Origin of the sequence: Pseudomonas monteilii, assembly GCA_001534745.1 — a bacterium.
GTDB classification, from domain to species: domain Bacteria; phylum Pseudomonadota; class Gammaproteobacteria; order Pseudomonadales; family Pseudomonadaceae; genus Aquipseudomonas; species Aquipseudomonas alabamensis.
Genome location: CP013997.1, coordinates 3460625 through 3474549, shown reverse-complemented (window position 1 = coordinate 3474549; position 13925 = coordinate 3460625). Strand labels below are relative to the sequence as shown.

The 13925-nt window shown below is 64.4% G+C and carries 10 protein-coding genes; 7 read left to right on the top strand and 3 right to left on the bottom strand.

Going from position 1 to position 13925, the window contains the following annotated elements:
- The first annotated feature begins 86 nt into the window (after positions 1 to 86).
- The 4 genes from APT63_14860 to APT63_14845 all read left to right on the top strand — a co-directional run bounded on the left by APT63_14860 (position 87) and on the right by APT63_14845 (position 3347).
- Positions 87 to 1034, top strand: coding sequence for a transposase (locus APT63_14860; GenBank protein AMA46793.1), 948 nt, complete (start codon positions 87 to 89; stop codon positions 1032 to 1034).
- Between the two features lie 331 nt (positions 1035 to 1365).
- Positions 1366 to 1662 carry a transposase gene (locus APT63_14855; GenBank protein ID AMA46792.1) on the top strand — a complete coding sequence of 99 codons (297 nt, stop codon included), beginning with the start codon at positions 1366 to 1368 and terminating at the stop codon, positions 1660 to 1662.
- Positions 1659 to 2513 (top strand): integrase, encoded by an 855-nt coding sequence (locus APT63_14850; GenBank protein ID AMA46791.1) that lies wholly within the window; start codon positions 1659 to 1661, stop codon positions 2511 to 2513. Before APT63_14855 ends, APT63_14850 begins: the two co-directional genes overlap by 4 nt.
- Positions 2514 to 2702: 189 nt before the next feature.
- On the top strand, positions 2703 to 3347 hold the full coding sequence (locus tag APT63_14845) for a lysine transporter LysE (protein AMA46790.1): 645 nt from the start codon (positions 2703 to 2705) through the stop codon (positions 3345 to 3347).
- Between the two features lie 27 nt (positions 3348 to 3374).
- Here APT63_14845 and APT63_14840 read toward each other — a convergent pair whose 3' ends face one another.
- Positions 3375 to 3845: a 3-hydroxybutyryl-CoA dehydratase gene (locus APT63_14840; GenBank protein AMA46789.1), complete on the bottom strand. Its 471-nt coding sequence runs from the start codon at positions 3843 to 3845 to the stop codon at positions 3375 to 3377.
- 387 nt (positions 3846 to 4232) lie between these two features.
- On the opposite strand from APT63_14840, the gene APT63_14835 reads away from it, so the two are divergent.
- From APT63_14835 to APT63_14825, 3 genes are all read left to right on the top strand, one after another.
- On the top strand, positions 4233 to 5930 hold the full coding sequence (locus tag APT63_14835) for a long-chain fatty acid--CoA ligase (GenBank protein ID AMA46788.1): 1698 nt from the start codon (positions 4233 to 4235) through the stop codon (positions 5928 to 5930).
- 267 nt (positions 5931 to 6197) lie between these two features.
- Positions 6198 to 10103 carry an ATP-dependent RNA helicase HrpA gene (locus tag APT63_14830; protein AMA46787.1) on the top strand — a complete coding sequence of 1302 codons (3906 nt, stop codon included), beginning with the start codon at positions 6198 to 6200 and terminating at the stop codon, positions 10101 to 10103.
- Positions 10104 to 10315: 212 nt separating this feature from the next.
- Positions 10316 to 11437: a 3-oxoacyl-ACP synthase gene (locus tag APT63_14825; GenBank protein ID AMA46786.1), complete on the top strand. Its 1122-nt coding sequence runs from the start codon at positions 10316 to 10318 to the stop codon at positions 11435 to 11437.
- Between the two features lie 57 nt (positions 11438 to 11494).
- On the opposite strand, the gene APT63_14820 is transcribed toward APT63_14825, so the two are convergent.
- Both APT63_14820 and APT63_14815 read right to left on the bottom strand, forming a co-directional pair.
- Positions 11495 to 11944 (bottom strand): transposase, encoded by a 450-nt coding sequence (locus APT63_14820; protein ID AMA46785.1) that lies wholly within the window; start codon positions 11942 to 11944, stop codon positions 11495 to 11497.
- A 582-nt stretch (positions 11945 to 12526) separates the two neighbouring features.
- A complete protein-coding gene (locus APT63_14815; protein ID AMA46784.1) occupies positions 12527 to 13774 on the bottom strand; it encodes a hypothetical protein in 1248 nt (415 codons plus the stop codon).
- Between the last annotated feature and the right edge of the window lie 151 nt (positions 13775 to 13925).

The following is a 13925-nucleotide window of genomic DNA, read 5'->3' as shown; positions in this document are numbered from 1 at the left end:
GCTTCCGGTTTTGACCGACGAAAGTACAAGCCTGCGCCTCTGGGTGGCCCTTCAAGCCCTTAGACCTTACCTGCGGAGACGCGCTCATGGCAATGCCATCATCCGAACACAGCACGATCATAGGCGTCGACGTTGCTAAGGCTGAGCTCGTCATTTACGAAGACAGCTCCGGACAGTTGAGCACTATTGCCAACAACAAGACGGCCATCAAGCAATGGATCAAGGCATTGCACGGCAAGGTCTCGATTGCAATCGAGGCCACCAATGTCTATCACCTGCTGTTTACCGATATGGTCCATGAAGCAGGACATACCCTTTACTTGATGGATGGTTATGCCCTGAGTCACTACCGAAAAGGTATTGGTTCACGCGCCAAGACTGACCCGATCGATGCAAGGGTACTGGCCCGGTACCTCAAGAACGAAGGCGCTAATCTTACCCCCTGGGTCCCACCTTCGACGCTCTATCGCGACCTTGTCAGCCTGTTTCGCAGGCGCGCGATGCTCGTCCAGACGCGTACAGCGCTGAGACTGAGCTGGGAGGGTGAGCCGCTGCTCAAGAACCTTTTGAAGTCCCAGCTCACCTCGATGAAGCGCCTTGAAGACCTCATTGAAAACATGATCAAGAAGCTGCTCGACCAGGCAGGACTGATGCCGTTAGTAAAGCAGTGTATGAAAGTTGAAGGTATTGGTTTTCTTACCGCTGCGCGTTTGGTCGCCACCTACCAGCGAGGCGAGTTCAAGAGTGCCGATGCCTTTATCGCCTTTCTAGGAATGGACCTGCGAGTGGCTCAGTCGGGCAAGAAAAAAGAACGCTCGACGTTGACCAAACGAGGCGATCCAGAGGTCCGTCGTTTGCTGCACAACGCGGCGATGTCAGCAGGCAGGACAGCTGCTTGGAAAACGTTTTACGAAGACAAGCAGAGCCGCGGTTTTAAAAAGACTCAAGTCCTGGTCATGCTGGCCCGCAAGCTGGCTCGAGTGGTCTTTGCCCTGATCAGAAGCGGAGAGGAATATCGCCCCAAAGCCGCTTAAGCGCTTGGCAATTACCATAGAATCTCCCACAGTACCGCGATCGCTTGCACCACTGCGATGTAGCTACGGGTGTAGGAGCGACCCCTGCCGGGGCGCCGGACCGGCCGCGATTGGGCCCGCCAGGGTTCACATCAGCACTTAGCAGAAACCATAGAATCTCCCACATGGACCTGAGATAGCCTGCACCAACGCGGTGTAACTACGGGTGTGGGAGTACAACTACAGGTGTGGGAGCGGGCTTGCCCGCGATGAAGCCACCGCGAAAGGCCTGAGCTGGTCTAATGGCCCCGGACACCTCAATAGGTGAAAATACCCCTACTGAGGAGTTTTCATGACCAAGAAATACAGACAATTCGATGCTGCGTTCAAGCTGGAGGTCTGCCGGCTGATCGTCGACCAGGGCCAGAGTGTGAACTCGGTGTGCATGGATCTGAGCCTGAGCGACACGGCCGTGCGCCGCTGGGTTCAGCAGTACAAGGCCGAGCAGCTGGGTGGTCCGGGCATCGGCAAGCCGCTTACCAGTGAGCAGCAGCGGATTCGCCAGCTGGAGCAGCAGGTTCGCGAGTTGAAGATGGACAACGACATCTTAAAAAAAGCTACGGCCTTCTTTGCCCGCGAATTGAAGTGATCCACCAGCTGGTTCACCAATTGCAACGCAAGGCCTACCCGGTGGCACGTGTCTGCCGGGTACTGCGGATCAGTCGCTCGAGGTTCTACGAAGCCCGTCAGCAACAAGCCAGACCGCGTCCGGCCTGTCCGATCACTGCCCGGCTCAAGGCCACCTTCGAATCCACGGAGCGCTGCTACGGAAGCCGCCGCCTGCTCGGCGCACTGCGCAATGAGGGCATGGTCATCGGCCGCTTCAAGGTCCGCAGCCTCATGAAACAACAGGGCTTACGGCCAGTCTGGAAACGCAAGTTTGTTCATACTACCAACAGCAAACACAGTTACCCGGTCGCCCCAAACCTGCTCAACCGCCAGTTCACGCCAGCAGGGGTCAATCAGTCTTGGGTAGCTGACATCACGTACATCCGTACCCGCAGCGGCTGGCTGTACCTGGCCGTGGTCATGGACTTGTTCTCGCGCAAGATCGTGGGTTGGGCGATGGCGCCGCACATGCGTGCCGACCTGGTATGCAATGCCCTGCAACTGGCGATTGCGCAACGGCAGCCGCCACCGGGCCTGATTGCCCACTCTGACCGCGGCAGCCAGTACGCCGGCGTTGCCTATCAGAGTCTGCTGGCGCGGCACGGCATGCACTGCAGCATGAGTCGCAAGGGGAACTGTTGGGACAACGCCGTGATGGAGCGCTTCTTCCTGAACCTGAAGATGGAGCGCGTCTGGCGCAAGGATTACGCCAATCATGGCGAGGCGATCAAGGACATCACGGACTACATCATGCGCTTCTACAACAGGACACGGTTGCACTCGACACTAGGCTACCTGGCTCCGAATCAATACGAGCTGAAGGCCGCCTGAAAATCACCGATCAAGGTGTCCGGAAAAAGTTGACCACCGCAGCCCAGACCGAGCGCTGCTCAGGCCACCGCTGGACGGACATGAAGACTCCCGACTTACTGCTCCACCTGCCCGATCCTACCTCCCCGCCGTATACTGCCCCCGCTTTCACACCCCTCCAGCCCTCGCTCGCCCGGACCCCAACGCCCCATGCCTTTCTCGAACGGATTCCTCCTCAGCCTGTCCCTTTGCCTGGACATCGGTGTCGCCAACATCGCCATGATCACCCTCGCCATGCAGCGCGGATTCCTGCAAGGGTTCTGGCTGGGGCTGGGCACCTGCGTGGGGGATCTGATCTACGCCGTGGCGGCGTTGGCCGGGATGACCGTGCTGCTGCAGTTCGAGACCGTCCGCTGGGTGCTGTGGCTCGGAGGCTCGGCCTTGCTGGTGCTGTTCGCAGTCAAGATGCTGCTGGCCGCCTGGCGCGGTGGGCACCTGCGAGCCCAGGGGGCGGCGGTGGTAGAGCCTGCCTGGCGCGAGTTCCTGCGTGGCCTGTTCCTGGCCATGTCCTCGCCCAGCGCCATCCTCTGGTTCGCGGCGGTCGGTGGGGTGCTGATCTCCCGCTCGGCCGAGGGCGGGCTGGTCGAGGCCAGCCTGTTCCTGAGCGGTTTCTTTCTGGCCGGGCTGGTCTGGAGCGCCGGGCTGTGCGGCGTGGCCAGCCACGGCGGGCGGCTGCTGGGCGATCGTCTGCTGACCTGGTCCTACCTGGCCTCGGCCGCCATCTTCTGCTACTTCGCGGTGTACGTGATCCTGTCCGGCTACCGCGAATTCATCCTCGCGCCCACGGGGCTGTAGGCGCGATCAGGCCCGCCCGTCCTGCCTTCAGCTGGCGACGAAGTTCGGCGGGCTGACCAGCTCGACCGTCTGCTGCTTGCGCGGCGCCAGGATCTCGGCCTCGCCTTGCACTACCAGTTCATCGTGCTGGTTGTAGACGTTGGTGGCGATGCGCACCTTGAACTTGGGCAGCTTCTCGAGGATTTCCAGGCGCACCGTCAGGGTGTCGCCGATCTTGACCGGCTTCTGGAAGCTCATGGTCTGCCCCAGGTAGATGGTGCCCGGGCCTGGCAGCGTGCAGGCCACGGCGGCGCTGATCAGCGCGCCGCTGAACATGCCATGGGCGATACGCTCGCGGAACAGGCTCTTGGCGGCGAACTCGGCGTCCAGGTGCACCGGGTTGTGGTCACCGGACATCGCGGCGAACAACTGAATGTCGCGCTCTTCCACGGACTTGCTGTAGGTCGCGGTCTGACCGACTTCGAGGGTTTCGTAGGGGGTATTGGTGACCTGGGTCATCTGGGCTTCCTTGAGCGAGAAAGACGATACGTGACGGCACGTCCCGCAGGACGCCGGCGAAAGGGTGCGATGATATCGGTTGGTGGGGTTTGTTGCTTGGCTGATTGACGCGTACAGGGACACGCCGAGCCTGAATGAAGAGGGCGGCGGATCCAGCAGAACCCGACCTGCGTAACAAGGCACTACGGCTGAAACAAAATGTGACCAATATTAAAATTTCGGTCACAAAGACAACTCCATGGCCACCGCTGGCCCTAGGCGCCCCCTGGCAAAGCTGCTAATCTCGCCCCGCTTGCCGATGAAACGGTTCCAGCGACCGTCATCCTATATCAATAATAATCGCATCGATGCGATCAAGATTCTGCTGTGTTCAAGGAGTGGGGTTCCATGATCGAAACCTTTTGGAAGGACAAGTACCCAGCCGGAGTCGCGGCCGAAATCGATGCCGACGAGTTTCCCAACCTCCAGGCCGTACTCAAGCAGTCCTGCCAACGCTTCGCCGACAAGCCTGCCTTCAGCAACCTCGGCAAGACCCTGACCTACGGCGAGCTCTACAGCCTGTCGGGCGCCTTCGCCGCCTGGCTGCAGCAGCACACCGACCTGCAGCCGGGCGATCGCATCGCCGTGCAACTGCCCAACGTCCTGCAGTACCCGGTGGTGGTCTTCGGCGCCATGCGCGCCGGCCTGGTCGTGGTCAACACCAACCCCCTGTACACCGCCCGCGAACTCGAGCACCAGTTCAAGGACTCCGGCGCCAAGGCGCTGGTCTGTCTGGCCAACATGGCCCACCTGGCCGAAAAGGTCGTGCCCAAGACCGACGTGCGCCACGTCATCATCACCGAAGTCGCCGACCTGCTGCCGCCGCTCAAGCGCCTGCTGGTCAACAGCGTGGTCAAGTACGTCAAGAAGATGGTCCCGGCCTACCACCTGCCCAAGGCCGTGCGCTTCAACGACGCCCTGGCCAAGGGCAAGGGCCAGCCGGTGGTGGAGGCCAACCCGGGCGCTCATGACGTGGCCGTGCTGCAGTACACCGGCGGCACCACGGGCGTGGCCAAGGGCGCCATGCTCACCCACCGCAACCTGGTGGCGAACATGCTGCAGTGCCGCGCGCTGATGGGCGCCAACCTGCGCGAAGGCTGCGAGATCCTCATCACGCCGCTGCCGCTGTACCACATCTATGCCTTCACCTTCCATTGCATGGCGATGATGCTGATCGGCAACCACAACGTGCTGATCACCAACCCGCGCGACCTGCCGGCGATGGTCAAGGAACTGTCGAAGTGGAAGTTCAGCGGCTTCGTCGGGCTCAACACCCTGTTCGTCGCGCTGTGCAACAACGATGCTTTCCGCGCCCTGGACTTCTCCTCGCTGAAGATCACCCTGTCTGGCGGCATGGCCCTGCAGTTGAGCGTCGCCGAGCGCTGGAAGTCGGTGACCGGCTGCGCCATCTGCGAAGGCTACGGCATGACCGAGACCAGCCCGGTGGCCACCGTCAACCCGGCCGAAGCCAACCGCGTCGGCACCATCGGTATCCCGGTGCCGTCGACCCTGTGCAAGATCGTCGATGACCAAGGCCGCGAGGTGCCCCACGGCGAGCCGGGCGAGCTGTGCGTCAAGGGCCCGCAGGTGATGAAGGGCTACTGGCAGCGCCAGGAAGCTACCGACGAGGTGCTCGACCACGAGGGCTGGCTCAAGACCGGCGACATCGCGCTGATCGAGCCCGATGGCTACCTGCGCATCGTCGACCGTAAGAAGGACATGATCCTGGTGTCCGGCTTCAACGTGTACCCCAACGAGATCGAGGACGTGCTGGCCAGCCTGCCTGGCGTGTTGCAATGCGCGGCCATCGGCGTGCCGAACGAGAAGTCCGGCGAGCTGATCAAAGTATTCCTGGTGGTCAAGCCGGGCATGACCCTGACCAAGGAGCAGGTCCTGGAACACACGCGGGCCAACCTCACCGGCTACAAGATCCCGCGCCAGGTCGAGTTCCGCGATTCGCTGCCGACCACCAACGTCGGCAAGATCCTGCGCCGCGAGCTGCGTGACGAAGAGCTGAAGAAACAGGGCCAGGCCAAGACCGCCTGATCCGGAGCCGTCGCCACAGGGCTGTGCAGCCCCGTCGGTGACGCCTCGGGCTGTACGCTGCCGGTCGTCCTGACCGGTGGCCGCGTGCCTCCCATCGGCAAATCTGCGACAATCACCGCCTTACATTGCTGCTCATCCACTGCGCCTGCGTCACCCACGCGGCCCCTGGGCACGGGCGGGCGTTGCCGATCCGGCACCCTGCACGCCATGCCCTGCGGGCTGGATGACCTCTCATCAAGCAGGGCCCCCCTGCGCCACGCGAGCCTCATGACAGACCACGCCACCGCCAAGCTGCTGAACAACCTCGACCACGCCATGATCGCCGACCGCCATCGCCTGCGTCGGCAACTGCACGAGCTGAACAAGCGCCCCGACGACGCCAAGCTGGCGCAGTGGGCCGAACGCCTGCAGGCCTCCTGCGCCCAGGTCAGCGCCCGCCAGGCCAGCGTGCCGACCGTGCGCTACGACGACAGCCTGCCGATCGCCGCCAAGCGCGACGACATCAAGAAAGCCCTGTCCGAACACCAGGTGCTGGTGATCGCCGGCGAAACCGGCTCGGGCAAGACCACCCAGCTGCCGAAGATCTGCCTCGAACTGGGCCGTGGCAGCCACGGGCTGATCGCCCACACCCAGCCGCGCCGGATCGCCGCGCGCAGCGTGGCCTCGCGAGTGGCCGACGAACTGGGTACACCCCTGGGTGGCCTGGTCGGCTACCAGGTGCGTTTCGAGGACCAGAGCGACGCCAACACCCTGGTCAAGCTGATGACCGACGGCATCCTGCTGGCCGAAACCCAGCACGATCGCTTCCTCGAGCGCTACGACACCATCATCGTCGACGAGGCCCACGAACGCAGCCTGAACATCGACTTCCTGCTGGGTTACCTCAAGACCCTGCTGCCGCGCCGCCCGGACCTCAAGCTGATCATCACCTCGGCGACTATTGACCTGGAGCGCTTCTCCAAGCACTTCGACGACGCGCCGATCATCGAGGTGTCGGGCCGTACCTACCCGGTCGAGACCTGGTACCGCCCGTTGACCAGCGAGCAGGACGAGGAGGGCAACCCGGTCGAGGACGACCTCACTGTCGACCAGGCGATCCTGGCCACGCTGGACGAGATCGCCGACCACGAGCGCCGCGAACGCAAGAGCCCGGGTGACGTGCTGGTGTTCCTGCCGGGCGAGCGCGAGATTCGCGACGCCGCCGAGATGCTGCGCAAGGCCCAGCTGCGTCACACCGAGATCCTGCCGCTGTACGCGCGCCTGTCGCCCGCCGAGCAGCAGCGTATCTTCCAGTCCCATGCCGGACGCCGCGTGGTGCTGGCCACCAACGTGGCGGAAACCTCGCTGACCGTGCCGGGCATCCGCTACGTGATCGACAGCGGCACGGCGCGCATCAGCCGCTACAGCTACCGCGCCAAGGTCCAGCGGCTGCCCATCGAGGCGGTCTCCCAGGCCAGCGCCAACCAGCGCAAGGGCCGTTGCGGACGGGTCGAGCCGGGCATCTGCATCCGGCTGTACAGCGAAGAGGATTTCAACGCACGGCCGGCCTTCACCGACCCGGAGATCCTGCGCACCAACCTGGCGGCGGTGATCCTGCAGATGCTGCACCTGCGCCTGGGCGCCATCGATGCCTTCCCGTTCATCGAGCCGCCGGACGGCAAGGCCATCAGCGACGGCTTCAACCTGTTGCAGGAGCTGTCGGCGGTCAACCGCGAGAACCAGCTGACCCCGCTCGGGCGTCAGCTGGCGCGCCTGCCCATCGACCCGCGCCTGGGCCGCATGCTGCTCGAGGGCGCCCGCCAGGGCAGCCTGCAAGAAGTGCTGATCGTCGCCAGTGCGCTGTCGGTGCAGGATCCGCGCGAACGTCCGCCGGAGCGTCAACAGGCGGCCGACCAGGCCCATGCCCAGTGGAAGGACGTCGACTCGGACTTCGCGGCCTTGATCAACCTCTGGCGCGGCTTCGAGGAGCAGCGTCAGGCGCTCACCGCCAACCCGCTGCGCAACTGGTGCCGCAAGCAGTTCCTCAATTACCTGCGCCTGCGCGAATGGCGCGACGCCCACCGCCAGCTGGCGCTGATCTGCCGCGACCTGCACCTGGTGGTCAACAAGGAGCCGGCCGATTACCTGCCGGTGCACAAGGCCATCCTCAGCGGCCTGCTCAGCCAGATCGGCCACAAGGCCGAAGAGGGCGACTACCAGGGCGCCCGTCAGCGGCGCTTCTGGGTGCACCCGTCGTCCGGCCTGGGCCGCAAGCGCCCGCAGTGGCTGATGGCGGCCGAACTGGTGGAGACCACCAAGCTGTACGCACGCATGGTGGCGCGGATCGAGCCGGACTGGATCGAGCCACTGGCCGGGCACCTGATCAAGAAGAACCACTTCGAGCCGCACTGGGAGAAGAAGCGCGGGCAAGTGGTGGCCTTCGAGCAGATCACCTTGTACGGGCTGATCCTGGTCGGGCGTCGTCCCGTGCACTTCGGGCCGATCGACCCGGTGGTCTCGCGCGAGCTGTTCATCCGCGAGGGCCTGGTCGGCGGGCAGATCCAGTCGCGCGCCAAGTGCCTGGCGGCCAACCGGCGCCTGCTCGAGCAGCTCGATGAACTGGAAGCCAAGGCCCGTCGGCGCGACATCCTGGCCGACGAAGAGACCTTGTACGCCTTCTACGAAGCGCGCCTGCCGGAAGAGATCCACCAGACCGCCACCTTCGACAGCTGGTACCGCACCCAGAGCCAGAAGGACCCGAACCTGCTGATCATGCGCGAGGAGGACGTGCTGGCCCGCGAGGCCAGCGAGGTGACCGCCGCGCAGTACCCCGATACCTTGCAGTTCGGCGACCTGCGCCTGTCGCTGACCTACCATTTCGAGCCCAACCACGCCCGTGACGGCGTCACCGTGCGGGTGCCCGCGCCCCTGCTGCCGAGCCTGCCGGCCGAACGCCTGGAATGGCTGGTGCCAGGTCTGCTGGAAGCCAAGTGCATCGCCCTGGTGCGCAACCTGCCCAAGGCGCTGCGCAAGAACTTCGTGCCGGTGCCGGACTTCGTCAAGGCAGCCATGGCTCGGCTGGTCTTCGGCCAGGGGGCCTTGCCCCAGGCCCTGGGCCACGAGCTGTTGCGCATGACCGGCGCCCGGGTCAGCGACGAGGCCTGGGCGGAGGCGGCCAGCCAGGTCGACAGCCACCTGCGGATGAACATCGAGGTGGTCGACGGGCAGGGCAAGTTCCTCGGCGAAGGCCGCGACCTGGCCGAGCTGACCGCGCGCTTTGCCGCCGCCAGCCAGGCCGCATTGGCCATGCCGCGTCACGAAAAGGCCGATCAGCCCGTCCAGGCCAAGGCCTTCGGCCAGGTGGCCCAGACCGCCCAGCAGAAGATCGCCGGGCTGTCGCTGACGGTCTATCCGGCCTTGGTGGAAGACAACGGCGCCGTGCGCGAAGGCCGGTTCTCGACCCAGGCCGAGGCCGAGTTCCAGCACCGTCGGGCCTTGCAGCGCCTGCTCCTGCAGCAGTTGGCCGAGCCGGCCAAGTTCCTGCGCGGCAAGCTGCCGGGGCTGACCGAGCTGGGGCTGCTCTACCGTGAACTGGGCCGGGTCGAGGCCCTGGTCGAGGACATCCTGCTGGCCAGCCTGGACAGCTGCATCCTCGAAGGCGAGGACCCGCTGCCCCGTGACGGCGCGGCTCTGGCCTCGCTGGCCGAGCGCAAGCGCGGTGCCTGGGCCGAGCACGCCGAACGCCTGGCCCGCCAGACCCTGGAGGTGCTCAAGCTGTGGCATGGCCTGCAAAAGCGCTTCAAGGGCAAGATCGACCTGAGCCAGGCGGTGGCGCTCAACGACATCAAGCAGCAGCTGGGCCACCTGGTCTATACCGGCTTCGTGCGCCAGACGCCCCATGTCTGGTTCAAGGAGTTGTCGCGCTACCTCAAGGCCATCGAGCTGCGGCTGGAGAAGCTGGGCGCGCAGGTGCAGAAGGACCGGGTCTGGAGCAGCGAGCTGAGCACGCTCTGGGCCCAGTACCAGGCCCGCGCCGACAAGCATGCCCAGGAAGGCAAGCGCGACGAGCAGCTGGCCCTGTACCGCTGGTGGCTGGAAGAGTACCGCGTGTCGTTGTTCGCCCAGCAGCTGGGCACCAAGGTGCCGGTGTCGGACAAGCGCCTGAACAAGCAGTGGACGCTGGTGGAAGGGTAGGGCCTGGGTGGGGGCTGCACGGCGGCCCCCGTTCGCCAACTGCGTCACGGATGTGACCCATTGGTCACTCAATCGTGGCGTAAAAACTTGCCGCCAGGGCCCTGCGGCGGCTTAGAATCCAGACCACTGCCCATCGGCACACCGTGCCATCCACTCCACCCGATCCAGGCCCATGCCACACCGCGCGGGGCCACAGAACAAGAGGAACGAGCGTGCACAACGTCGTGATCAGCGGCACCGGGCTCTACACCCCGGCCCAGCGCATCAGCAACGAAGAGCTGGTGGCGTCTTTCAACACCTGGGTGCACCAGTACAACCATGAGCACGCCGAGGCCATCGCCCGCGGCGAGCTGCAGGCCAAGGACGAATCCAACGCCGCCTTCATCGAAAAGGCCTCCGGCATCAAGAGCCGCTACGTCATGGACAAGGCCGGCATCCTCGACCCTCAGCGCATGAAGCCGCACCTGCGGGCGCGTAGCGACGACGAACCCTCGATCCTCTGCGAGATGGCCGTGGCCGCCGCCCACCAGGCGCTCGAGCGCGCCGGTCGCAGCGCTGCCGACATCGACGGGGTGATCGTCGCCTGCTCCAACCTGCAGCGTCCTTATCCGGCCATCGCCATCGAAGTGCAGCAGGCGCTGGGTGTCCAGGGCTTCGCCTTCGACATGAACGTGGCCTGCTCCTCGGCCACCTTCGGCATCCAGACCGCCGCCAACAGTGTGCAGCTGGGCCAGGCACGGGCCATCCTGGTGGTCAACCCGGAGATCTGCACCGGCCACCTGAACTTCCGCGACCGCGACAGCCACTTCATCTTCGGCGATGCCGCCACCGCCCTGGTGATCGAGCGGGCCGACCAGGCCGTCTCGGATCAGGTCTTCGAGATCCTCGGGACCAAGCTGCTGACCCAGTTCTCCAACAACATCCGCAACAACTTCGGCTTCCTCAACCGCGCCGAAGCGGACGACGGCCTGGCCCAGGAGAAGCTGTTCGTGCAGGAAGGCCGCAAGGTGTTCCGCGAAGTCTGTCCGATGGTCGCCGAACTGATCGGCCAGCACCTGGCCGAACACGACCTGCAGCCCCAGGACGTGCAGCGTTTCTGGCTGCACCAGGCCAACCTGAGCATGAACCAGCTGATCGTCAAGAAACTGCTGGGGCGCGAGGCGACCGAGGCCGAGGCGCCGGTGATCCTCGACCGTTATGCCAACACCAGTTCGGCCGGCTCGGTGATCGCCTTCCATCTGTACCAGGACGACCTGGCGTCGGGGGCATTGGGGGTGTTGAGTTCGTTCGGGGCGGGGTACTCGATCGGGAGCGTGGTGCTGCGCAAGCGGTAAAGGCAGGCCATGGGCTGGCCTCGTTTCTCGACAGAGCGGGGCCGCCGCGCAGGTCGTTCATAGCCATACTGCGTCCCAGTGCGGATAAGCGCCCACCCGGTCCACCAGGCCTGCCCGTAGCGGGTTGGCTACGATATAGCGCGCTGCGGTTCGTACATCGTCCCAACGACGCAGCGCCCGGTCGTGATAACCCGCCTGCCATACCTGCCCGCAAGCCAACCCTGCCTTGATCAGCGCCGCACTGCTGCAGGACTTGAAGCCATGCACCACCTGCGCGAGCCCGGCTGATTCCAGCTGGAGCAGCCAGTGCAGGTGATCGGGCATCAGGACCCAGGCCAGGGTGTCGAATTCGCCGGGGCGCGTTTGTACGTGGCGGATGACGGTTCGGGCGGCCTTGAGCTGCTGAAACAGCGGCGCCCGCCGATGGGTGACGGTGGTGACGAGGTAGAGGCGGCCAGGCTCTGAAAACCGGCCGCGGCGCAGTCGATGGGATGCGGGGTAGGGCATGGGGGGCCTCCTTGGCGGGATAGAGGCCAGGAAGCTTAGAAGGTGAGGTGATCATGTGCAGGCATGACTGTTTTACCGATCATTCCCCACGTTTGCAGTGGCCTGTGTTTCTAAGGCTGAGCAACTCACCTGACAGTAGTCGATGGCTGATTTCATGGGCCTTGCAGGCCCAATCGCGGCACAGGGGCCGCTCCTACACCCGTAGTAACACCGGCGTTGTTTGTGGGCCCTACAGGCGCAATCGCGGCCGGTCCGGCGCTACGGCAGGGGCGATTCCATGGAGCCGCGATAGCTGTTACTACGGTGGTGTCACTACGGGTGCAGGAGCGGCCCCAGTGCCGCGATTGGGCCCGCAGGGCCCACAAAACAGCCACCCCAACCCGCGCCTACGCACCCTCAGCAATAGCCGATACAACACCGCTCTCACTACGGGTGTAGGAGCGGCCCCAGTGCCGCGATTGGGCCCGCAGGGCCCACAAACCAGCCACCCCGACCCATCCTCAATGCACCGCCCGCACAGCCAAAAAGGCAGACGCCCCCTAGGACGTCCGCCTCTACCCCACGCCTGCTTCCAAGTCGCGCTTAGAACTTCGCCTCCAGATCCACCTGCACCGTATCCACGTTCGCATCGTTACGCGGCAGGTTCGAGCGGTCCGACTTGGCCGCCAGGTACGCCGCGGCCACCGAGAAGTTCTTGTCGATCTCGTAACCGACCTTGATCTTGTGCCCGCGCGAACCGGTGAAGCCGTTGGCGAAGTCCGAGTCGGTGAAGGCGCTGACCACCGCGTTGCGCTGCACGTCGCGGTAGTTGTAGTCGATGCCGAAGGCGCCGAGCTTGGTCTTCACGCCCGCCAGCCAGGCGGTGTCCTCGCTGTCGTCGGCCTCGGTGTTGACCACGTACTGGCCATACGCCGAAAGCGGGATGGCCAGGCCGGTGAAGTCCAGCTGGCCGAAGCCTTCCACCAGGTTGAACTGGTTGGTGGTGTTGCCGTTGACCAGCAGCGGTGCCGACGAATCGCCGTTGTCGTAACCATACACGCTGCCGCCCAGGGTCAGCTTGAGCGTGTCGGCCGGTGCGAAGCGAGCGCCCAGCTGGCCTGCGTACAGCTGCAGGTCATGCTTGAACTGCACGCCGTCGCCATCGACGTTGTCCTTGAGCATGTAGTGACCGGCACTGCCGAACAGCTCGACCCCGCCCAGGTCGGTCTTGTAGGTGGCGGCCACGCCTTCCGGGTTGACGTCGCTGTCCCAGATCACGTCGCCCATGCTCACCCACGGTTGGGGCATCTTGCCGCCGATCAGGTGCAGGTTCGGCACGCCGGTCGGGTGCCAGTCGAGGTAGGCCAGGTCGACCCACAGCGATTTCTTCTCGAAGTAGTTGTCCAGGCTCTGGTTGGTCGAGCGCGCATCGGCGCCGCTGCCGGTGGCCACGCGGATGCCGGCATCGACTTGCGGGTTGATCTCGCTGTAGACACCCAGGCGGGCACGGACGCGCTCACGGTCCTGGTTGTTGCTGCGCGAGGTCGGGTTCTCGACGTTGACGTCTTCGTAGCGCAGGCGCACGTCGCCCTTGATCTGGGTCTTGGCCGCCCAGGCCACTTTCTGCTCGAACGAATTCAGGCGTTCCGACTGGGCCTTCTGGGTGGCCTTCTCTTGCGTTTCCTTGGCCAGGTCGCCTTGCAGTTCGTTGTATTGCGCCTGGTTGATCGAGCCGTTGGCGCGCAGCATCTCGAGCAGCTTGGCGTCGACGGCCGCACTGGCCGGAGTACTCAGAGCCAGCATCACGCTGGTGCACAGGCCCGCTCCGGTGAGTGTAGAAACAAGACGCATACGGTTCTCCCTGTTGAAAAAAGTGGGGAGGCTGGCGCCCGCCCCGAATTGGCATGTCACCGGAAAGTGCCTGGCTAGACAGGTTCTGGGCTTCCGGAAAACAGGCGCAAGTATTGCGGGGGCAAATGACAGGTTGATGTCTCTTTGATGG

Coding starts and splice junctions, on each gene's coding strand:
- APT63_14855 (AMA46792.1), top strand. CDS start 1,366: ATGACCAAGAAATACAGACAATTCGATGCTGCGTTCAAGCTGGAGGTC.
- APT63_14860 (AMA46793.1), top strand. CDS start 87: ATGGCAATGCCATCATCCGAACACAGCACGATCATAGGCGTCGACGTT.
- APT63_14845 (AMA46790.1), top strand. CDS start 2,703: ATGCCTTTCTCGAACGGATTCCTCCTCAGCCTGTCCCTTTGCCTGGAC.
- APT63_14820 (AMA46785.1), bottom strand. CDS start 11,944: ATGCCCTACCCCGCATCCCATCGACTGCGCCGCGGCCGGTTTTCAGAG.
- APT63_14840 (AMA46789.1), bottom strand. CDS start 3,845: ATGACCCAGGTCACCAATACCCCCTACGAAACCCTCGAAGTCGGTCAG.
- APT63_14835 (AMA46788.1), top strand. CDS start 4,233: ATGATCGAAACCTTTTGGAAGGACAAGTACCCAGCCGGAGTCGCGGCC.
- APT63_14830 (AMA46787.1), top strand. CDS start 6,198: ATGACAGACCACGCCACCGCCAAGCTGCTGAACAACCTCGACCACGCC.
- APT63_14815 (AMA46784.1), bottom strand. CDS start 13,774: ATGCGTCTTGTTTCTACACTCACCGGAGCGGGCCTGTGCACCAGCGTG.